General features: G+C 39.6%; 13 protein-coding genes and 2 pseudogenes. All 15 read left to right on the top strand.

What is annotated here, in order from left to right:
- Nucleotides 1-7 precede the first annotated feature (7 nt).
- The 15 genes and pseudogenes from infB to HMPREF2885_RS04175 all read left to right on the top strand — a co-directional run bounded on the left by infB (nt 8) and on the right by HMPREF2885_RS04175 (nt 14036).
- Nucleotides 8-2794, top strand: coding sequence for a translation initiation factor IF-2 (gene infB, locus HMPREF2885_RS04250; protein WP_070657212.1), 2787 nt, complete (start codon nt 8-10; stop codon nt 2792-2794).
- Nucleotides 2795-2960: 166 nt separating this feature from the next.
- Nucleotides 2961-3311, top strand: coding sequence for a 30S ribosome-binding factor RbfA (rbfA, locus tag HMPREF2885_RS04245; RefSeq protein WP_001273601.1), 351 nt, complete (start codon nt 2961-2963; stop codon nt 3309-3311).
- A 173-nt stretch (nt 3312-3484) separates the two neighbouring features.
- Nucleotides 3485-3988, top strand: coding sequence for a hypothetical protein (locus tag HMPREF2885_RS04240; RefSeq protein WP_070657209.1), 504 nt, complete (start codon nt 3485-3487; stop codon nt 3986-3988).
- Nucleotides 3989-4008: 20 nt separating this feature from the next.
- On the top strand, nt 4009-4566 hold the full coding sequence (locus HMPREF2885_RS09860; RefSeq protein WP_083307422.1) for a C1 domain-containing protein: 558 nt from the start codon (nt 4009-4011) through the stop codon (nt 4564-4566).
- Between the two features lie 10 nt (nt 4567-4576).
- The gene (locus tag HMPREF2885_RS04230; protein WP_070657206.1) at nt 4577-5686 is read left to right on the top strand and encodes an SPFH domain-containing protein; all 1110 of its coding nucleotides are present in this window, start codon (nt 4577-4579) and stop codon (nt 5684-5686) included.
- 30 nt (nt 5687-5716) lie between these two features.
- Nucleotides 5717-5815, top strand: a pseudogene (locus HMPREF2885_RS10065) (ribosome-binding factor A); the annotation flags it as partial.
- Nucleotides 5816-6072: 257 nt separating this feature from the next.
- Entirely contained in the window at nt 6073-6852 is a 780-nt protein-coding gene (locus tag HMPREF2885_RS04225) for a hypothetical protein (protein ID WP_070657204.1), read from the top strand.
- A gap of 1 nt (nt 6853) precedes the next feature.
- Nucleotides 6854-7036 carry a hypothetical protein gene (locus tag HMPREF2885_RS04220; RefSeq protein ID WP_000505781.1) on the top strand — a complete coding sequence of 61 codons (183 nt, stop codon included), beginning with the start codon at nt 6854-6856 and terminating at the stop codon, nt 7034-7036.
- Between the two features lie 214 nt (nt 7037-7250).
- Entirely contained in the window at nt 7251-7484 is a 234-nt protein-coding gene (locus tag HMPREF2885_RS04210; protein WP_061587516.1) for a DUF1858 domain-containing protein, read from the top strand.
- Nucleotides 7484-8818 (top strand): DUF438 domain-containing protein, encoded by a 1335-nt coding sequence (locus HMPREF2885_RS04205; protein WP_000752872.1) that lies wholly within the window; start codon nt 7484-7486, stop codon nt 8816-8818. The genes HMPREF2885_RS04210 and HMPREF2885_RS04205 overlap by 1 nt, the downstream gene beginning before the upstream one ends.
- Nucleotides 8819-8827: 9 nt before the next feature.
- Nucleotides 8828-9082 carry a DUF1912 family protein gene (locus HMPREF2885_RS04200; RefSeq protein WP_000119707.1) on the top strand — a complete coding sequence of 85 codons (255 nt, stop codon included), beginning with the start codon at nt 8828-8830 and terminating at the stop codon, nt 9080-9082.
- Between the two features lie 97 nt (nt 9083-9179).
- Nucleotides 9180-9575, top strand: coding sequence for a helix-hairpin-helix domain-containing protein (locus tag HMPREF2885_RS04195; RefSeq protein ID WP_000038699.1), 396 nt, complete (start codon nt 9180-9182; stop codon nt 9573-9575).
- Between the two features lie 277 nt (nt 9576-9852).
- Nucleotides 9853-10435, top strand: a pseudogene (locus HMPREF2885_RS04185) (flavin reductase family protein).
- The gene (locus HMPREF2885_RS04180; protein WP_070657196.1) at nt 10413-10961 is read left to right on the top strand and encodes a GNAT family N-acetyltransferase; all 549 of its coding nucleotides are present in this window, start codon (nt 10413-10415) and stop codon (nt 10959-10961) included. Before HMPREF2885_RS04185 ends, HMPREF2885_RS04180 begins: the two are co-directional and overlap by 23 nt.
- Nucleotides 10962-11018: 57 nt before the next feature.
- The gene (locus HMPREF2885_RS04175; RefSeq protein WP_070657193.1) at nt 11019-14036 is read left to right on the top strand and encodes a DEAD/DEAH box helicase; all 3018 of its coding nucleotides are present in this window, start codon (nt 11019-11021) and stop codon (nt 14034-14036) included.
- The last annotated feature ends 11 nt before the right edge of the window (nt 14037-14047 follow it).

Genomic DNA, 14047 nt, shown 5'->3' with positions numbered 1-14047 from the left:
ACATGATTTGTCTAAGAAAAGATTGTACGAAATCGCAAAAGAACTTGGAAAAGAAAGTAAAGAAGTTGTAGCGCGTGCAAAAGAGTTGGGCTTGGATGTGAAAAGCCACTCATCGAGCGTGGAAGCTGCTGCTGCTGAACAAATCGCGGCTAGCTTTAAACCTGCCCCTGCTCCTAAGGCAGAAGCAAAACCTGCAGCACCAAAAGCAAGTGTAGAAAAGAAAGCAGAAAAGTCTGTATCAGCTAAACCAGTAGCCGCTAAGGAAGAAAGCAAATCAGCTACACCTGCAGCTCCTAAAGAAGAAAAAGTAGTGGCCGCAAGACCACAGAGTCGAAACTTCAAGGCGGAGCGTGAGGCGCGTGCCAAAGAGCAGGCAGAGCGACGCAAACAAAACAAGGGCAACAACCGTGACCAACAACAAAACGGCAACCGTCAGAAAAATGACGGCCGTAATGGTGGAAAACCTGGTCAAGGAAACCGCGACAATCGCCGATTTAACGACCAAGGGAAAAAACCACAAGGTCAAGGGAATCGTGGCAATGATCGCCGTCAGCAACAAGACTTCCAGCCAAAACAAGCTGGACCACGTGTTGACTTTAAAGCCCGTGCAGCAGCCCTAAAAGCAGAGCAAAATGCAGAGTACGCACGCTCAAGCGAGGAGCGCTTCAAACAATCGCAAGCTGCCAAAGAAGCCTTGGCTCAAGCTAACAAACGCAAGGAGCCAGAGGAAATCTTTGAAGAAGCTGCTAAGCTAGCTGAACAAACGCAGCCAGCTGTAACAGTAGCTCCTGTAGCGAAAGAAGCGCCAGTGGATACACGTCGTAAAAAACAAGCTCGACCAGACAAAGAACGTGACGATTATGATCACGAAGAAGATGGTCCTAGAAAACAACAAAAGAATCGAAGTAGTCAGAATCAAGTGAGAAATCAAAGAAATAGTAACTGGAATAACAATAAGAAAAATAAAAAAGGGAACAAGCAAAACAGCCGTAACCAGACTCCAAAACCTGTTACAGAGCGTAAGTTCCATGAATTGCCAACAGAATTTGAGTATACAGATGGTATGACTGTTGCGGAAATCGCAAAACGTATCAAACGTGAACCAGCAGAAATCGTTAAGAAACTCTTTATGATGGGTGTCATGGCCACACAAAACCAATCCTTGGATGGAGAAACAATTGAACTCCTCATGGTGGATTACGGTATCGAAGCCAAACAAAAGGTTGAAGTGGATAATGCCGACATCGAACGTTTCTTTGTCGAAGATGGCTATCTTAACGAAGATGAATTGGTTGAGCGTCCACCAGTTGTAACCATCATGGGACACGTTGACCATGGTAAAACAACCCTTCTAGATACCCTTCGTAACTCTCGTGTTGCAACAGGAGAAGCAGGTGGTATCACTCAGCATATCGGTGCCTACCAAATCGTTGAAAATGGCAAGAAGATTACCTTCCTTGATACACCTGGACACGCGGCTTTTACATCGATGCGTGCGCGTGGTGCTTCTGTTACCGATATTACTATCTTGGTCGTAGCGGCAGATGACGGGGTTATGCCTCAGACTATCGAAGCCATCAACCACTCAAAAGCAGCCAACGTTCCAATCATCGTAGCCATCAACAAAATTGATAAACCAGGTGCCAACCCAGAACGCGTTATCGGTGAATTGGCAGAGCATGGTGTCATGTCAACAGCTTGGGGTGGAGATTCTGAGTTTGTCGAAATTTCAGCTAAGTTCAACCAAAATATCGATGAACTCTTGGAAACAGTCCTTCTTGTGGCTGAAATCCAAGAACTCAAGGCAGATCCAACAGTGCGTGCTATCGGTACGGTTATCGAAGCTCGTTTGGATAAAGGAAAAGGTGCGGTCGCAACCCTTCTTGTGCAACAAGGTACTCTGAATGTGCAAGATCCTATCGTTGTCGGAAATACCTTTGGTCGTGTCCGTGCCATGACCAATGATCTTGGTCGTCGTGTTAAGGTTGCAGGTCCATCAACGCCCGTTTCTATCACAGGTTTGAACGAAGCACCAATGGCGGGTGACCATTTTGCCGTTTACGAAGATGAAAAATCTGCGCGTGCAGCCGGTGAAGAACGTGCCAAACGTGCTCTTATGAAACAACGTCAAGCTACCCAACGTGTCAGCCTTGAAAACCTCTTTGATACGCTTAAAGCAGGTGAACTCAAGTCAGTCAACGTTATCATCAAGGCCGACGTACAAGGTTCAGTTGAAGCCCTTTCTGCCTCACTTCAAAAGATCGATGTAGAAGGTGTAAAAGTTACCATCGTTCACTCAGCAGTCGGTGCTATCAACGAATCTGACGTTACTCTTGCGGAAGCTTCAAATGCCTTTATCATCGGTTTCAACGTACGTCCTACACCACAAGCTCGTCAACAAGCAGATGCTGACGATGTCGAAATCCGTCTCCACAGCATTATCTACAAGGTTATCGAAGAGATGGAAGAAGCTATGAAAGGGATGTTGGATCCTGAATTTGAAGAAAAAATCATCGGTGAAGCTCTTATCCGTGAAACCTTCAAGGTGTCTAAAGTGGGAACTATCGGTGGATTTATGGTTATCAACGGTAAGGTTACCCGTGATTCTAAAGTCCGTGTAATCCGTGACGGTGTTGTTATCTATGACGGTGAACTCGCAAGCTTGAAACACTACAAAGACGACGTGAAAGAAGTTACGAACGGTCGTGAAGGTGGATTGATGATTGAGGGCTACAATGATATCAAGATGGATGATGTGATTGAGGCATACGTCATGGAAGAAATCAAACGATAATAGAGAAACGATAGCCAATTTGACTCGTCGTCAACAGTGCCTTGATGAACCCTTAGTTCTATCTAAGGCTTGTTTCCTAGATTCAAATGGCTCTAGTTCCTCTATCTAACAGAAATAGCTAGGTCTGCTGGCCTAGCTTTTGGTTCAAAGTAGAGAAAGGAATGTCATGGCAAATCATTTCCGTACGGATCGTGTGGGCATGGAAATTAAGCGCGAAGTCAATGAGATTTTGCAAAAGAAAGTCCGTGATCCCCGTGTCCAAGGTGTGACCATCACAGATGTTCAGATGCTAGGTGACTTGTCTGTTGCTAAGGTTTACTACACCATTTTGAGTAACCTTGCTTCGGATAACCAAAAAGCTCAAATCGGGCTTGAAAAAGCAACTGGTACTATCAAACGTGAACTTGGTCGCAATTTGAAATTGTACAAAATCCCAGATTTAACCTTTGTCAAAGACGAGTCCATTGAATATGGAAACAAGATTGACGAGATGTTACGCAATCTGGATAAAAACTAAAGAAGAGGGGAGAACCCTCTTTTTTGGTGGAGAAAATAGGTGGAATTTGAGATGGAAAAATATTCTTTTAAAAATGGAATTCTGTATTTATAAAATGTTTACTGATTAGAAAATGCTTTTTTTTTTTAGGAAATATGATATGATAATTTTATAAATAAAAGGAGATTCTATTAATGAATAATGTAAAAAAAGTTTGTCGTTTAGCTTTACTATGTCTTTCCGTTTCTACTCTAGTTGCTTGTAGTTCTCTTTCTGAAAAAACAAGTAGCTCTTCTAGTGAGAATCAAACAGAAGCTTCATCTAGTAGTTCTGAAAAGAAAGGGTTGTTTGCTAAAGCAAAAGAAAAACTCAGTTCAAGCGATTTTAACCCACAAGATGTTAGCGATACGACAATTGAGTCTATAAAAACCTATGAAGATTATTTGACTATGTATGAGAAAATTGTTGATAATTACTATACCGAAGCAGATGAAGCCTTTAAGGGAACTGCTTTAGAAGACAGTGCTTCTATCCAAGAATTAAAAGATAGTACTAAAAAAGAAATGGAAGAGCAGAAAAAACAATATGGACCATTGAAGAAAGCACCAATTCAAGGAAAAGAGGAAATTATTCAATTTCTAAAAGATTATCGTGATAATCTACATCAACAAGTAGAACAGTGGAAAGCTAGTCTATAGTAGGAAGAGTGGGGCTAAAGATGGACTATCAATTATTACCTCATGAATATATGATTATGAATAGTGATGATGTTAGTTTTGGGAAAAATGGTCTGTATACGGATGATCTAATTTTAACAAACTTACATTTAATACACATAAAAAAGGGTATATTTTGGGGAAAAAAAGAACAAATCATCATACCTATTAATCAAATAAAAATATTTGAAGGTAAACCACAAGTTTCTGTAACTAAAAATAATGGTTCTAAACGCTTAGAAATTTACTATAATAGCGGTCAAGCTATTTTCTCATTCTCTAATACTAAAGATACTGATAAGTGGGCAACTAATATTATTAAATTGATTTCTGGTGATACGAATGATTTTGAAACATTGGGTGATAGCAGTTTGTTTGGAACAGATGTTTTAGCAGAAACAATTAAAGATACATTTGATGCTTTCAAAACAGGCTTAGGTTTTAAAGACACAGAACCAGAAAAATTATCTACCAAGTGTACTTTTTGTGGTGCTCCTTTATCGGGAACGACAAAACAAATAGTGAAATGTAGCTTTTGTGACATGGAACAGAGTTTGTAGGAGATGAAAGATGGGTATAATTAAAGCAGTAACGGATTCCATTAATGGAACTTTTGCAGACCAGTGGAAAGAAATTATCACAGTTCAAGCCTTTGACGAACACACGGCTGTTTGCCCAGGTATTCTTCAAGAAAGTAATAATGGTAGAGGAGTCAATAACAAAGGGTCCTTAGGTATCATTTCAAATGGCTCAAAAATCTTTGTCCCTGAAAACACAGCTGCTTTTATTTTTAGTCAGTCTGGGATAGAAGATATCATCACAGAACCGGGTGGTTATGAATATCAAAATGGTGAGAGTAGTATTTTTAATGGAGATGGTTTTAAAAAATCTTTGTTTGATAATGTCGTGAATCGTGTTGGATTCGGTGGACAAAGTGATCAACAAAAACAGATTTGTTTTGTTAACTTGAGAGAAATTCGTGACATTAGGTTTGGTACTCGTGGACCAGTTATGTATAATGATTTGTTTTATGGTGCGGATTTAGAAGTGCGTGCTTTTGGAACTTTTTCTATTAGAATTACGGATGCTACCCAGTTTGTTAAAAATTTTCTACCAGCAAATGTAACCTATTATTCCTTTGATAGTGCTCAGGCTAGAGCTCAAATAGTAACAGAATTTCTTCAATCCTTTACAATGGCTTTAAATGCTTTATCAACAAGCTATCGTATTTCACAATTGCCTTCACAAACTGGAGTTCTTGCAGAACAAGTATTAAGTAATAAACAATATGCTGGTACTTGGAAGGAACGCTTTGGTTTTGAGATTGTTAAAGTTGCTGTTGCAAATATTGAATTTTCGCCTGAATCCAAGGAACTCGTTAAACAATTTTCATCAAATAAGATGAATTTAAAAGCATATGAGGAAATTTCGCAGAAATCATCTAATATTGCAGCACAACAAAAGATTGCATCAGGAATAGAACAACATGGTTTAGGAGATGGTGCAGGAATGATTTTTGGCATGAATATGGTACAAGGTCTAGATGAAAAGGTGACCAAACCAACTCTTTCTCTAGATGAACAAATTGAAGCCCTAACCAAACTTAAATCACTTTTAGATGCAGGTATATTGTCTCAGGAAGAATTTGATATAAAGAAAAAAGAAATTATGGATTTATAATGATAAAAATCAAGTATTGTTATTGATTAGAAGAAGCGGAATTTACCAGATTTAACCTTCGTCAAAGATGAGTCCATCGAATATGGAAACAAGATTGACGCAATGCTACGCAATCTGGATAAGAACTAATACTCTTCGAAAATCAAATTCAAACCATGTCAGCGTCGCCTTTCCGTACTCAAGTACAACCTGCGGCCAGCTTCCTAGTTTGCTCTTTGATTTTCATTGAGTATAAGAAAGAGGGGATTCCCCTCTTTTTTCTTGTCGGAGTAGTTTGTTTGCTAATCATCGATATATTGCCCTTGTAAAACGCAGTTTAAAAAATTTGTAAATTTCAAATAGTATGATATGATAAAGCTTGATATAAATGAAAAACGGAGAGATATATGGCTAAACAAGATATAGCTATGCAAGTACTACAACAAGTGGTGAAACTACCCGTAGTCAAGGTCGATCGAGAAAAGTTTTTAGTAGAAAAGTTTTCAAAGGAATTAGACCGTAAGGATATTGCAACCTTATTAGAACAAGGGCCGACTTCTTTGTTGCCTCAGGAAAGCTTGGACCGAGTGGCAAAGGCCTGTATTAAGGACAATGTCTTGCTAGCCAGTGGAACTTCGGTTTTGGCTGGTCTACCTGGAGGGATTGTCATGGCGATTACTATTCCGACAGACGTAGCCCAGTTTTATGCATTCTCATTAAAACTAGCTCAGGAACTAGGGTATATTTACGGATTTGATGATCTTTGGGCATCGCGCAATGAGTTAAGCGAGGAAGCTAAAAACACACTTCTACTGTATCTCGGTGTGATGCTGGGAGTAAATGGCGCAGGTGCCCTGCTTCGATCAGGTGGTGTGACAGTAGCCAAGCAAGTCATAAAAGTAGTGAACAAGAAAGCCTTGACAAAAACTCTTTGGTATCCAATTTTAGAAAAAGTTTTGAAAATTTTTGGTGTCAATCTGACAAAAGGAGGCCTAGCCAAAGGGATGGGGAAAGTGATTCCTATCCTAGGTGGAGTCATTTCTGGTGGCTTAACCTTTGCGACCATGAAGCCGATGGGAGAAAGATTGCAACAGGAATTGTCCAAGCTAGTCAACTACAATGAAGTACAATATCAAAGAGACGTTGATACAATCCGAAAAGAGGTCGAAATCATAGAAGGTGAGTAATATGGGGTTCATTAAGATTCTAGCCAAGACTTACGGGAATTACTTTTTCGTGATGCAAAGCGTCAAAGTCCTGAAGAACATGAAAAAAGATGACAATGCTCTAGTAGGTTTCGGGAAAGTACTGCTTGCTGACAAGCTGATGGATGTAGCCCAGTGGCTCGCAAAACCAGATGATAAGGAATAACTTGAAATGAAAGAAACTAGCAGGAACTACGCTGCTAGTTTTTTAATCTCTTCCCATATGGTATAATATAAGCAGTAAAATCATTTTATACTCTTCGAAAATCTCTTCAAACCACGTCAGCTTCACCTTGCCGTACTTAAGTACAACCTGCGGCCAGCTTCCTAGTTTGCTCTTTGATTTTCATTGAGTATTAGAACATACAATGGAGGTCGTCATGGACAATATCATCGATATGTCAATACCCGTTGCAGAAGTGGTAGACAAGCACCCGGAAGTCTTGGAAATCCTAGTGGAGCTTGGTTTTAAACCACTTGCTAATCCCTTGATGCGCAACACAGTCGGTCGCAAAGTATCGCTTAAGCAGGGTTCTAAACTTGAAGGAACTCCTATGGACAAGATTGTCCGCACACTGGAAGCGAATGGTTACGAAGTGATTGGATTAGACTAATGGCAGATGAACGGATTCATATCCTACGGGATATTTTGTTAGAATTGCACAACGGCGCCTCTCCCGAGTCAGTTCAGGAGCGTTTTGATGCGACTTTTACGGGTGTTTCAGCCATTGAGATTTCCCTCATGGAGCACGAGCTGATGAACTCAGACTCAGGTGTCACCTTTGAAGATGTCATGGAACTCTGCGATGTCCATGCTAATCTTTTTAAAAATGCTGTTAAGGGCGTCGAAGTAGAGGATACTGAACACCCTGGCCACCCAGTTCGCGTCTTCAAGGATGAAAATCTGGCACTCCGTGCTGCCTTGATTCGTATTCGGAGACTGTTGGATACCTATGAGTCTATGGAAGATGAGGAAATGCTGGCAGAGATGCGCAAGGGCTTGGTCCGTCAAATGGGGCTGTTGGGGCAATTTAACATCCATTATCAGCGCAAGGAAGAGCTCTTTTTTCCCATCATGGAGCGCTATGGTCACGATTCACCTCCTAAAGTCATGTGGGGGGTGGATGACCAGATTAGAGAACTCTTTCAGACAGCTCTAGCGACGGCTAAGGCACTACCAGAAGTGGCGATTTCCACTGTAAAGGAGGCCTTTGAAGCTTTTGCGACAGAGTTTGAAAGTATGATTTTCAAGGAAGAGTCCATCCTTCTCATGATTCTTCTTGAGTCGTTCACCCAGGATGACTGGATTCAGATTGCGGAGGAGAGCGATGCCTACGGCTATGCCATCATCCGTCCGTCTGAAAAATGGGTGCCAGAACGACAGAGTTTCGTTGAGGAAAAGAGTGCAGAGGAGCCCGTGCAGCTGGACACGGCTGAAGGTCAAGTTCAGCAAGTTATCGATACACCAGAAGGCCAGTTCACCATTACCTTTACCCCTAAGGAAAAGGAAGCAGTGCTGGACCGTCATAGTCAACAGGCTTTTGGCAATGGTTATCTCTCCGTCGAGCAGGCCAATCTCATCCTCAATCACCTCCCTATGGAGATCACTTTTGTCAATAAAGACGATATTTTTCAGTATTACAATGACAATACGCCAGCTGATGAGATGATTTTCAAACGGACGCCGTCCCAAGTCGGGCGCAATGTAGAACTCTGCCATCCGCCCAAATATCTAGAAAAGGTGAAGGCCGTTATGCAAGGTCTTCGTGAAGGGGTCAAGGACAAGTATGAAATGTGGTTCAAGTCAGATTCGCGAGGCAAGTTTGTCCACATTACCTATGCTGCGGTACACGATGAAAACGGGGAATTCCAAGGCGTGTTGGAGTATGTTCAGGATATCCAGCCCTACCGAGAGATTGATACGGACTTCTTCCGTGGATTAGAATAAGGAGAATCAATGAGTTACGAACAGGAATTTATGAAGGAATTTGAAGCTTGGGTCAATACCCAGATCATGATCAACGACATGGCGCACAAGGAAAGTCAAAAGGTCTACGAAGAAGACCAAGACGAACGTGCCAAAGATGCCATGATTCGCTACGAAAGTCGCTTGGATGCCTACCAGTTCTTGCTTGGTAAGTTCGAAAATTTCAAGGCAGGCAAGGGATTCCATGATTTGCCAGAAGGATTGTTTGGCGAGAGAAACTATTAAAATACAGATACTTTCTTGATTTTTTCCCAAAATCTTGATAGAATATCTTTATTAAATCCTTGTCAGAGCAGGGATTTTTTATTGAAAGGATTTTATCATGTCAAAGAAACTCCAACGTAAAAAACAATTGCGAAATAGCCTTCGTCGCTCAGGTGCCTTTTCAAGTACGGTGACCAAAGTTGTCGAAGAGACCAAGAAAGTTGTGAAACACGCAGAAAAATCTGCCAGCGAAGCAGGAAAAGTTGTCTCTAAAAAAGTGGAACAAGCAGTAGAAGCGACTAAGGAACAAGCTCAAAAAGTAGCCAATTCAGTAGAAGATTTCGCAGCTACTTTGGGTGGCCTCTCAGTAGATCGTGCTAAGACTTTCTATGATGAAGGCATCAAATCAGCTGCTGACTTTAAAAATTGGACTGAAAAAGAACTCCTTGCCTTGAAAGGAATCGGCCCAGCTACCATCAAGAAATTAAAAGAGCACGGAATTAGCTTCAAGTAATCTTTCTTGCCCCTTGCATTTCCGAGAAAAACTTGCTACAATAGAGCCATTAGAGGTGTTTTGAGTCTCACATTTTACAGAAAGTGGCGGTGCTGAGAAGTCCACAAATGTGTCAAAACGGGTTGCTGATGGATAAAAAATGAAATAATATTGTCTTTTTATTATAAAGACGAGAGTTGCGGGCTTTGCCCGAAATTGGGTGGTACCGCGGATAAGCACATTCGTCCCTGTCATGGATATGGCAGGGCTTTTTACGTCTTAGTCAAAGGAGGTTTTCATGAAGCAATCCTTTAAAACCAGTAAGCTCTACTATGGTTTTCCTATCTTTATTTTAGGCTATCAGGACCAGAACTTTGGTCACAATATTACGACCTGTAGCTCCTCTTATAGCCTAGGAGATTGGCTAGCCATTGGTGTTGGATCTGAGGAAAATGCAGCCAAGCAAATCATATCGGAAGTTCACTGTGAATATCCCTGATGAAACTTCTATGCTTGCGATGGAACAGGCCGGCTTTATTAGCCATCGAGAAAAGTTGGGACACTTGGGACTAGACTATGAGATTTCTGAACAGACTCAGGCACCGATTTTAAAGGCCTGTCCAGTCGTATTGGACTGTCAGGTAGATAGGATTATCGAGGAAGATGGAATCTGTCATATCTTTGCCAAGATTCTCGAGCGACTTGCTGATTCTGATTTGCTAGATGACAAGGGGCATTTAAAAAATGACCGTTTTACTCCAACTTACTTTATGGGAGACGGCCACCAGCGCGTTTATCGTTATCTGGACGACCGAGTCGATCCTATGGGGAGTTTCATCAAGAAATCGAGGAAGAAGGATGACAAGAGCAACATTACCTGAACGAATAGAGACCGAGCGACTGGTCTTGCGAGTCCGCACCGTTGCTGACGCTGAGGATATCTTTGACTATGCCAGTCAGCCAGAAGTCTCCTATCCAGCAGGCTTTCCGCCCGTCAAGACCTTGGAAGATGAGATTTATTATCTGGAGCATATTCTGCCCGAGCGTAATGAAAAGAACAATCTCCCAGCGGGCTATGGAATTGTCGTTAAAGGAACTGATAAGGTCATCGGCTCTATTGATTTCCCTCGTCGTCACGAGGATGATGTCTTGGAGATTGGCTATACCTTGCACCCAGACTATTGGGGTCTAGGTTATGTTCCAGAGGCGGCACGTGCCTTGATTGACCTAGCTTTTAAAGAACTTGATCTTCACAAGATTGAACTGACTTGTTTTGACTACAATCTCCAAAGTCAACGAGTTGCAGAGAAACTTGGCTTTACCCTAGAAGCTCGCATAAGAGACCGCAAAGATGCCCAAGGAAATCGCTGTGATGATTTGAGATACGGCTTGCTGAAGAGTGAGTAGGAGAGTTTTTAATGAGTAAGATATATTCTTGTTTTTATATGCTTTAAGGGAGACATGATGAGAAATAGTCATAATCAAATATTAGATGCTTGGATTACAGTAGAACAATTATCGGAAGGGAATATTGAAAAAAGTGATTCTAAGTATAAGATTTTTCAAGGTGATGATTATCAATCAATATTAAAAGATTTTTTTAAACGTCAAAAATTAAAATCCAGTTCAGGGATTGCTGTTTATTGTGGAATTTTCCCTTTTCGAAAAATTATTGAAGTGTTAAGAGGCAAATACAATTTAAAGGCGACGGAGGAAGAATTGGGAAGAGCTTCTTATAAATTTACTTTTGCTCTATACTTTGATAAAGATTTGAAGTTCTTAGCTGATAAGTTTTTTTTAACCATGAGTGGGCAAATTTTCAAAAATGGGGAATTGCCTAAAGATTTCTTAATAGCAGAAAATGAGCTTCGAGAACAGTTAGGTCAGGCGTTTCTTGATGGAGAGTTCAATGAAGTTTTTAGTAAACTTCTCAAAAAGTATGAGATTTCACCAAGTGATTGCAGATATTATTTTGTTAAGAATTTTGCTGACGAAATAAATTTACATTCATTTTTTCTAAAGGATTTGAAATATGCAAAATCAATTTATAATGAAAATCTCAATCGTTATTTATCAGGATTCGATTCTGTAAGGGTTAATTTGGACGGCAATAAAGAATCATCCTATTTTAATCCCAAAGATTTAGAAACTATACTTGAACCGAAAAATTATCCATTAGGAAGATTTCCTAGTAACCCTGAATATGCTCTTTCCATGATGCAACAAGTAGCTGTAAATTTAGCTTCGAATGCGGATGAAGATGTGAGAAGTGTCAATGGTCCTCCGGGGACTGGTAAAACGACACTTTTAAAAGATATTTTTGCAGATCTGGTAACGGAACAGGCGAGAATTATTAGTGAATTATCGGCTCCTAAGCTTAAAGGGAATCTAGTTTGTCATGACAAACTAGATCTTATTGCAAAATTACCAAAAGAAATTGCAGAAAAAGGAATCGTAGTTGCAAGTTCTAATAATGGTGCTGTTAAAAATATTGTTAATGAATTACCCCAAAGAAAAGAAATTTATCAGAAATTAAATTGGTTAGATGAATTAAAGAAAATTGATTACTTTGCTGAAATCAGTAATGATTTATTGTTAGAAGATGAAGATGTTTCTAACGACAAAAAATATTGGGGATTGTTTTCGATAGAAGGTGGAAAAAAACAGAATAGAGACCGTCTGCAAAATGTTTTAAAAGCAATACGACAAGAGTTGAATTCGGATAAATTTCAATCGAATCCATCAGTATACGAAGAGTTTAAAATTCAATATCAGAAGCTATTTGATAAAAGAGAAAAGATGCAAGATATAGCAGATAAGATTCGATTGCATGTAAAATTGAAAAATGCTTACCAGCAGGTTGAGATAGAGTTTCATCAGGATGATGCCCAAAGACGTTCAGAACTATCTAAAATACGGGATAAACATATTCAATTAGAAAATAGTAAAAAGGAAATAGAATCTGAGCTGTTTGAGCATGAGCGTCTTATTTCTATGTTAAATGTTAACAAACAGATAGCAGCACAAGATGTTGAGTTGATAAAATTACAAGCTCCACGTTTCTTATGGTTAAAAAGACTTTTCACACCATCGAAATTAGATACTTATTTTACGAGATTGAATCAAGCGAATGAAAGTCTAAAAGCAGAACTGAAGAAAGTACATGATGAAAGTCAATATTGCCACGGTTTGCAAAAAGAGATAAAAATGCATGAACTTGAATTAAATCAATTGAGTCAAAGGCAACAGAGGTATAATGAATGGAAATCTAAACAAGAAGATAAATTAATTCGTCATCAGGAAAAAATTTTGAAATTACAATCGGAACTTGCTACATACCCTGTTAAAAAGTTGAATTTTTCTATTCCATATGAAGAACTACAAGTATCAAATTTTTGGTTTGATGATGACTATCGAGAAGAGCAGAGTCGTTTGTTTATTAAAGCACTGGCAGTTAGGAAGCAATTTATATATGACAATAAAAAGCATTTTGAAAAAGCATTATGGATTTGGGAGAAGCCTCAAAACTATTCAATGAGAGATAATGCTAGTGATTTATATAAAGCTGCGTGGAATTGGGTCAATTTCACTGTTCCAGTTATTAGTACAACTTTTGCAAGCTTTAATTCCATGTTTCGGTGTTTGCCTGAAAATAGTATCGGTAATGTATTTATTGATGAAGCGGGTCAGGCATTACCTCAAGCAAGTGTGGGGGCTATTTTTAGAAGTAAGCATATTATGGCTGTTGGGGATCCTTCTCAAATACAACCAGTACAGACTATGGATAAAAATATTTTAGGATTTTTAGCACAGCACCACAAGATAGCCTCTAAATATCTTGTGTCATCAACGCAAGAATTGATGGATTCTGCTAGTAGATATGGTTTTAAAAAACAAGATGGGACATGGATAGGACTTCCTCTCTGGGTTCATCGTCGTTCTAGTGATCCGATGTTCAGTATTTCCAATAAAATTTCTTATGATAATTTAATGGTTCAAGGAAAGGAAGATGCTCGAGGTCTGGGAGAATGGTTTGACGTTGGTGGAGGTGCTAAGGATAAATTTGTTCCTGAGCAAGCTGATTATTTGAAAGAAGAGTTGCAGAAAAGACATGAGGAATTTGATGATATTTATGTCATTACTCCTTTTAAAAATGTATCGGTTCAACTAGCAAAAGAACTAGATAAAATCGGTTTCACAAAGCGGGAGAATGGAAAACCTATAAATGTAGGGACGGTACATACTTTCCAAGGAAAAGAAAATAAGATTGTATATTTTGTGCTTGGAGCAGATAATATGAGTGAGGGGGCTGCTCGCTGGGCTGTCTCTGAACCCAATATTTTAAACGTTGCAGCGACTAGAGCTAAAGAAGAGTTTTATATTATTGGGAATAAATCTCTTTACAAAGCCACACAGAGCCCTATTATAAGAGATACTATTGACATTTTAGATGCTTATCAAAGTAGCTTAGAAATTAACTAGAAAGGACAAAC

It is taken from the genome of Streptococcus sp. HMSC062H02 (assembly GCF_001813005.1).
In the GTDB taxonomy this organism is placed as follows: domain Bacteria; phylum Bacillota; class Bacilli; order Lactobacillales; family Streptococcaceae; genus Streptococcus; species Streptococcus oralis_S.
This window is presented reverse-complemented; position numbering and strand designations above follow the sequence as displayed.